This window comes from Variovorax sp. 20P10.2.4 (assembly GCF_058244205.1).
In genome coordinates this window covers 1-6665 of record NZ_JBZAYE010000417.1, presented here as the reverse complement: position 1 = coordinate 6665, position 6665 = coordinate 1, and the positions used below count along the sequence as shown (strand labels likewise).

General features: G+C 69.8%; 7 protein-coding genes and 1 pseudogene. All 8 read right to left on the bottom strand.

Features of this window, described 5'->3' with window-relative positions; all coding sequences use genetic code 11:
* The coding region (locus AC27VN_RS28880; RefSeq protein ID WP_490878756.1) for an ATP-binding cassette domain-containing protein at window positions 1-728 on the bottom strand (728 nt) is incomplete at its 3' end.
* Window positions 729-1023: 295 nt separating this feature from the next.
* Window positions 1024-1734 carry a biuret amidohydrolase gene (gene biuH, locus AC27VN_RS28875; protein ID WP_490878755.1) on the bottom strand — a complete coding sequence of 237 codons (711 nt, stop codon included), beginning with the start codon at window positions 1732-1734 and terminating at the stop codon, window positions 1024-1026.
* Window positions 1731-2732 carry a formamidase gene (locus AC27VN_RS28870; RefSeq protein WP_490878754.1) on the bottom strand — a complete coding sequence of 334 codons (1002 nt, stop codon included), beginning with the start codon at window positions 2730-2732 and terminating at the stop codon, window positions 1731-1733. Before AC27VN_RS28870 ends, biuH begins: the two co-directional genes overlap by 4 nt.
* 43 nt (window positions 2733-2775) lie before the next feature.
* Entirely contained in the window at window positions 2776-3699 is a 924-nt protein-coding gene (locus tag AC27VN_RS28865; RefSeq protein ID WP_057592790.1) for an ABC transporter permease, read from the bottom strand.
* The gene (locus AC27VN_RS28860; RefSeq protein ID WP_490878753.1) at window positions 3696-4772 is read right to left on the bottom strand and encodes an ABC transporter permease; all 1077 of its coding nucleotides are present in this window, start codon (window positions 4770-4772) and stop codon (window positions 3696-3698) included. The genes AC27VN_RS28865 and AC27VN_RS28860 overlap by 4 nt, the downstream gene beginning before the upstream one ends.
* Before the next feature lie 25 nt (window positions 4773-4797).
* Entirely contained in the window at window positions 4798-5916 is a 1119-nt protein-coding gene (locus AC27VN_RS28855; RefSeq protein ID WP_208508764.1) for a BMP family ABC transporter substrate-binding protein, read from the bottom strand.
* 63 nt (window positions 5917-5979) lie between these two features.
* Window positions 5980-6366 carry an oxalurate catabolism protein HpxZ gene (gene hpxZ / locus AC27VN_RS28850; protein WP_490878752.1) on the bottom strand — a complete coding sequence of 129 codons (387 nt, stop codon included), beginning with the start codon at window positions 6364-6366 and terminating at the stop codon, window positions 5980-5982.
* A gap of 22 nt (window positions 6367-6388) precedes the next feature.
* Window positions 6389-6665: pseudogene (locus AC27VN_RS28845) on the bottom strand (AtzE family amidohydrolase); the annotation flags it as partial.

Sequence of the window (6665 nt, the reverse complement as noted above, 5' to 3'; positions counted from 1 at the left end):
GCCGGGCTGGTGTCGGCCACGCGGCCGTGGTGCACGGCCTTGCCGCGCCGCAGCACCGTCACGCCGTCGGCATAGGCCATGACCTCGCGGAACTTGTGCGTGATGATCAGCACCGTGCACAGCCCGCTGCGCGCGAACTCGCGCACATGGCCCAGCACTTCGTCGGCCTCCTGCGGCGTGAGCACCGAGGTGGGCTCGTCGAGGATCAGCAGGCGCGGCTTCAGGTAGAGCTGCTTGAGCAGCTCGAGCTTCTGCTTCTCGCCCGCGGCCAGTTCGGACGGCCGCGCATCGAGGTCGAGGCGGAACGGCGTGGTGGCGAGGAAGGCCTCGAGCTCGGCGCGCTTGGCTTTCCAGTCGATCACCACTGGCGTGCGGCCGCCGGCCAGCAGCAGGTTCTCGGCCACGGTCATGCCCGGCGCCAGGGTGAAGTGCTGGTAGACCATGCCGATGCCGAGCGCGCGCGCGACGATGGGGTTGGCGATGTCCTGCTCGCGGCCGTCGATCAGGATGCTGCCCTCCTCCGCGCGCTGGAAGCCGGCCACGCACTTGACCAGCGTGCTCTTGCCCGCGCCGTTCTCGCCGAGCAGCGCATGCACGCTGCCGGATTCCACGCGCAGGGTCACGCTGTCCATCGCGGTGAAGGCGCCGAAGCGCTTGGTGAGGCGGTAGGTGTCGAGCGCGAGCGCGCCGGTGCCTGGGGGGAGGCCGCCGATGGCGTGGGTGCTCATGTTTGTGCTCCGAGGTTTCGTTCGGGGCGCGTGCACAGGGCGCCGGGTACTCCCCTCCGCGAATGTCCCCCGCCTTCGGCTCCTCCTTGATTTCGCTGCGGGGAGTACCCGACGCCCTGTGCACGAGAGGCGCAGCGGTGGTGCGGCCGGCACGACCGCAGCGCCCCTCGATCACGTCGCTGGGGTGCCTTGCGCAGCGAAATCAAGGAGGAGGCCGAAGGCCGGGGGACATTCGCGGAGCAAGGCACCCCAGTGGCGTGATCGCGCCCCGGCCTTCCACAGAGAAGATCCGCGCTCATACCGCCGCCAGCAAAGCCTGCGACGAAGCATGCGCCCCGAACACCCCACCCTGCATCGTGATCATCTTGAGCGCCGCGAGATGGTTGCCGTGGTCGGTCGCCGCCGTGCAGTCCGACAGCAACAGGCATTCGAAACCGCGGTCGTTGGCGTCGCGCATGGTGGTGTGCACGCAGACGTCGGTGGTGATGCCCGCGAGGATCAGGTTCTCGATGCCGCGCGTGCGCAGGATCAGCTCGAGGTCGGTGGCATAGAACGAGCCCTTGCCGGGCTTGTCGATCACGGTCTCGCCGGGCAGCGGCGCGAGCTCGGGAATGATCTCCCAGCCCGGTTCGCCGCGCACCAGGATGCGCCCGCAGGGACCGTCGTCGCCGATGCCCACGCCGTTGGCGCCGATCTGGCGCGAGCGCCAGCGCTTGTTGGCCGGCAGGTCGGCGAGATCGGGCCGGTGGCCCTCGCGCGTGTGGATCACGTGATAGCCCAGCGGCCGCAGCGCCGCGAGCGTGCGCGCGATCGGCTGGATCGGCGCCTGTACCAGCGACAGGTCGTAGCCCATCACGTCGACATAGCCGCCCTTGCCGCAGAAGTCGGTCTGCATGTCGATCACGATCAGCGCCGTGTTGTCGGGCCGAAGCTGGCCGTTGTAGGGCCAGGCATAGGGTTCGGCCGCGACGTGACGCTGCAAGGCGGCGGTATCGGTGGTGCTCATTGCTCGGGTCCTGCGTAGCTGCGTTCGGGCGGCGCGAAGCCGCAAGGCGTGCCGTCGGTCACCTTGACCTCGGCGCTCCAGGGCAGGCGGTAGGTGCCCGCGGCCATGTCGCGCATGTAGGTGTAGGGACAGTCCTGCGCCCCGCCCTTCACCGCCACGTAGCCGCGGTGGTAGAGCTGGTAGATGTTGTTCTCCACGCCCCAGCCGGTGCGCGCCTCGCGCAGCAGGTCGGGCCGCAGCTCGGCCGTGACGATCTCGTCGACACGGCCGCCGCCCTCGACCAGCACCGTGCCGTCGAAGTTGCAGAACATGCCCTCGCCCATCGAGTCGAAGCTGCCGTCGCTGCCGCTCAGGCACACGCTGGCCGTGTACGCGAGGTTGCAGAAGGCGTTGGCCTGGTTGGTGATCTTCCAGGCATGGCGGATCGGCGCGGTGTAGCCGGCCGTGCGCAGGATGATCTCGGCGCCCTTGTACGCGGCCTCGCGCGCCATCTCGGGGAACATGCCGTCGTGGCAGATGATCAGCGCGAGCTTGCTGCCGTTGGGGCCGTCGCACACCGGCACGCCGAGGTTGCCGGGCTCCCAGGGCTCGACCGGCACCCACGGATGCAGCTTGCGGTAGTAGAGCCGGATCTCGCCCTGGTCGTCGATGATCAACCCGCTGTTGTAGGGGTTGCCGCGCGGGTTGGCTTCCATGATCGAGAAGCAGCCCCAGATGCGGTGCTCGATGCAGGCCCGCTTGAAGGCCGCGACCTCGGGGCCGTCGAGCGTGCACATGATCTCGGGGTTGGTGTCCATCGAGAGGCCGTGCAGCGCGTACTCGGGGAACACCACCAGGTCCATGGTCGACTGGTTGCGGCGCGCCTTGCCCACCAGCTCGCAGATGCGCGCGGTCTGGGCCGCGAGCTCGGCGCGCGTCTTCACGTTCGGCAGCTGCAGCTGCACCAGGCCGACGACGACGCCGTTGGCCGATTTGTTGAGTCCGCCGAGGCCGCTCATGGGCGATGTCCTTGTGTGATGGGTTCAGGGGTCATGTCGAAGCTCAGTTCCTGGTGGCCGACAGCTCGCCGGGGCTGCCCGCGGCCGCGCTGCCGGGACGGCAGGTCAGCACCAGGATCGCCAGCGTGAGCACGTAGGGCACGGTGTTGAAGAGGTGGTAGCCCCAGCCGATGCCGATCGACTGCAGCGCGGGACCGATGGCGCCGGCGCCGCCGAAGAGGAAGGCCGCGCCCACGCAGCGCAGCGGGCTCCAGCGCGCGAAGATCACCAGCGCCACCGCGATCAGGCCCTGGCCGCTCGAGATGCCCTCGTTCCAGCTGCCCGGATAGAACAGCGTGAGCGAGGCGCCGCCGAGCCCCGCGATGAAGCCGCCCGCGGTGGTGGCCGCGATGCGCAGGCCCGACACCGAATAGCCGAGCGCGCGCGTGGCCTGCGCCGAATCGCCGGCCATGCGCACCAAAAGGCCGATGCGCGTGCGCGCGAAGCCCCACCACAGCAGCAGCGCGAGCGCCAGGCCCACCGGCACCAGCGCGTTGAGCTGCAGCGCCGAGCGCACCACCGGGTTGTCGCTCCAGAAGCCCAGCGGGATCGCGGGAATCTGCGGCGCCTGCGGCTGGATCAGCGGCTTGCCGAGGTAGAACGCCAGGCCGGTGCCCAGCAGCATCAGCGCGATGCCGGTGGCCACGTCGTTGACGCGGTCGAGCGAACACAAGAGGCCGTGCAGCAGCGCGAGCGCCGCGCCCGCCGTGGCGCCGATCAGCACGCCGAGCCAGGCCGAGTCGGTGAGGTAGGCGCCGCCGAAGGCCGCCATGGCCGACAGCACCAGCACGCCCTCGAGGCCGAGGTTGATGCGGCCCGACTTCTCGGTGAGGCATTCGCCCAGGCTCACGAACAGGAAGGGCGCGCCCACGCGCAGCGCGCCGCCGACGATGCCGGCCACGAGCGCGATCCACTGGTCTGCGGTCATACTGCAGCGCTCCTGTCGTACTGCTTGGCTTCGGGCAGCATGCGGTCGCCGAACTTCTTCCAGTTGACCGTGCGCAGCCCCTCGCTCGCGAGGATCAGCACGAAGGCGATGCCCTGCAGCACCAGAACCGAGGCATCGGGCAGGCCGACGCGCCGCTGCAGCAGGCTGCCCGCCGCGCCGAAGCCGCCGAACAGGATCGCCACCGGCACGATGGCCGCGGGGTTGTGGCGCGCGATGAAGGAAACGAGGATGCCCGCGTAGCCGTAGCCCGCGATCAGCGAGGCGTTGGCGTTGGTGTGCACCGCCGCCACCTCGATCGCGCCGGCCACGCCCGCGCAGGCGCCGCCGAGGCCGCAGGCGCCGAGGATCAGCCGCGTGGCCGGCAGTCCCACGAGCTGCGCGGTGCGCGGGTTGCCGCCCACCACGCGCACCGAGAAGCCCGAAGGCGTGGCGCGCAGCCAGGCCGCGAGGCCCAGGCAGGCGACGATGCCGACCACCAGGCCCCAGTGCACGTCGGAACCGCCGATGCCGCCGATCAAGAGGCCGTCGGGCAAGGTGTGGGTCGAGGGCTTGTTGAGGCTCGCGGGATCGCGCAGCGGCCCTTCGACCAGGTGCTTGAAGATGCCGATCGCGATGTAGGCCAGCAGCAGGCTGCTGATGGTCTCGTTGATGCCGCGGTACTGGCGTAGCCAGCCCGCGAGCATGATCCACAGCGCGCCGACCGCCGCGCCCGCGATGCACAGGAGCGTGATGCCGGCCACGCCCGAGGGCAGAGGCAGTGCATGCGCGAGCGCCGCGCAGGCCAGGCCGCCGAACACCAGCGCGCCCTCGCCGCCGATCACGATCAGCCCGGCGCGCGCGGGCAGCGCCACGCACAGGGCCGTGAGCATCAGCGGCGCCGCGCGTTGCAGCGTGTTCTGCCACGAGAACCAGTCGCCGAAGGCGCCCTTGAACAGCGTGGTCCAGACCTCCACCGGATCGACGCCCGCGAAGGCGACGACCAGACCGAAGACCAGCAGCGCCGCCGCGATGGCGAAGACCGGGAGGGCGAATTCCTTGAGCGCGTTGCGCATGGCGATGCGATGGACGGCGCTGCGCTCAAACGGAGCCGAGCACGCCCTCGACCAGGTAGTTCATCTTCTCGAGCTCGAGGTCTGTCTGCTTGAGCACCTTGCCCGCGGGCACCACCACCGCGCCCTTGTTGTCCTTGATGCCGTCCTTGAAGATGTCGAAGCTGCCCGCGATCATCTTGGCCTTGATGTCGTCGGCCTGCTTCTTCGCGGCGTCCGGCACCATGGGGCCATAGGCCGACATCTTCACGTAGCCTTCCTTCAGGCCGCCGCGCAGGAAGTTGGGATGCGGCTTGCCGGTCTGCGCGGCCTCGATCGCGGTCTTGTAGGCGGTGAGCCAGTTCCACTCGGCGCCCGTGAGGTAGGCGTTCGGCGCGAGCTTGGCCTGGCTCGCGTGGTAGCCGCAGACCATCTTGCCGCGCTTGGCGGCCGTCTCGACCACCACCTTGGGGCCGTCCACGTGCATGGTGAACACGTCGCAGCCCTGGTCGGCCAGGCTGTTGGTGGCCTCGGCCTCCTTCACGGCCATCGACCAGTCGCCCGTGAAGATCACGCTGCAGGTGATGTTCGGCTTGACCGAACGCGCACCGAGCGTGAAGGCGTTGATGTTGCGCAGCACCTGCGGGATCGGCTTGGCCGCGACGAAGGCGATCTTGTTGCTCTTCGTCATGTGGGCGGCGATCACGCCGTTGAGGAACTGGCACTCGTCGATGTAGCCGAAGAAGCTGCCGACGTTCTTCGGATGCTTGCCCTCGGTCCAGAGGCCGCCGCAGTGCGAGAAGCGCACGTCGGGGTTCTTGGGCGCCACGGCCAGGATGTGCGGATCGAAGTAGCCGAAGGAGGTCGGGAACAGCAGCTTGGCGCCGTCCTGCGCGATCATGCCCGACATGGTCTTCTGCACGGCCGCGGTCTCGGGCACGTTCTCCTCCTCCACCAGCTTGATGCCGGGCAGCTTCCTGATCTCGGCCGCGGCCTGCGCGTGCGCCTGGTTGTAGCCGTAGTCGTCGCGCGCGCCGACGTAGATCACGCCAACGGTGAGCGGCTTGGCCTGCGCGCGAGCGAAGGGGCTCAGCGCACCGAGGGTGCCGGCCGCGCCGAGGGCGGCCAGGGTCTTGAGGGAATCGCGGCGATTGGGTTGGCTCGTCATGCTGTGCTTTCGGGAGGGTGGAGGTGGGGGTGCAAGAAATGGGCCCTGCGTCGGAACGTGTTCTCAGGCGCCGAGCAGGCTCACGTGCGCGGCGACCACGCGCCAGCCCTGGTCCGTGCGCATCCAGGTCTGGCTCTGGCGGCCGGTGCGTTCGCTGCCTTGGCGGCGGAACTCGCAGTTGGCGGTCGCGAAGTCGCGGCCGTAGGTGGTGATGACGACGCGCAGCAGCTTGCGCGCGAGCCCCTGCGCGGGGCGCGAAGCGCGGAAGGCCTGGATCGCTTCGTAGCCGTAGAGGTTCTCGGTCGCGCCGTAGCGCAGCGTGGTCGGGCTGGCCCAGAACAGCTCGTCGAGCACCTCGACCTCGTTGTTCACCAGCGCGTGCTCGTAGCGCGCGAACACGGCCTCGACTTCGGCGAGCACGTCGGGCAGGTTGATCTCGGGAGTGGTCATGAAGCGGGGTGTCCGTCGGTCGTCAAAGGGTGGCCACGGGCGCACGCGCCACGCCCGCGTCCTCGAGCGCCGCGGCCACGCGCAGCGCGAGGTCTTCGCGCCAGGGCGCGGCGATCACCTGCACGCCGATCGGCAGCCGCGCATGCGCGCCCCACACCGGCACGCTGCACACCGGCAGGCCGATGCACGAGATCGGCTGCGTCAGCAGCCCCATGTTGGGCCGCACCGGCAGGCTCTGGCCGTTGATCTCGAAGCGCTCGGCGCCCACCGGCGTGGCGGCGCTCGGCGTGGCGGGCGCG

Bases quoted from the DNA above. Each gene is read 5' to 3' on its own strand.
- AC27VN_RS28865 (WP_057592790.1), bottom strand. From the start codon at position 3,699: ATGACCGCAGACCAGTGGATCGCGCTCGTGGCCGGCATCGTCGGCGGC.
- AC27VN_RS28855 (WP_208508764.1), bottom strand. From the start codon at position 5,916: ATGACGAGCCAACCCAATCGCCGCGATTCCCTCAAGACCCTGGCCGCC.
- AC27VN_RS28860 (WP_490878753.1), bottom strand. From the start codon at position 4,772: ATGCGCAACGCGCTCAAGGAATTCGCCCTCCCGGTCTTCGCCATCGCG.
- hpxZ (WP_490878752.1), bottom strand. From the start codon at position 6,366: ATGACCACTCCCGAGATCAACCTGCCCGACGTGCTCGCCGAAGTCGAG.
- biuH (WP_490878755.1), bottom strand. From the start codon at position 1,734: ATGAGCACCACCGATACCGCCGCCTTGCAGCGTCACGTCGCGGCCGAA.
- AC27VN_RS28870 (WP_490878754.1), bottom strand. From the start codon at position 2,732: ATGAGCGGCCTCGGCGGACTCAACAAATCGGCCAACGGCGTCGTCGTC.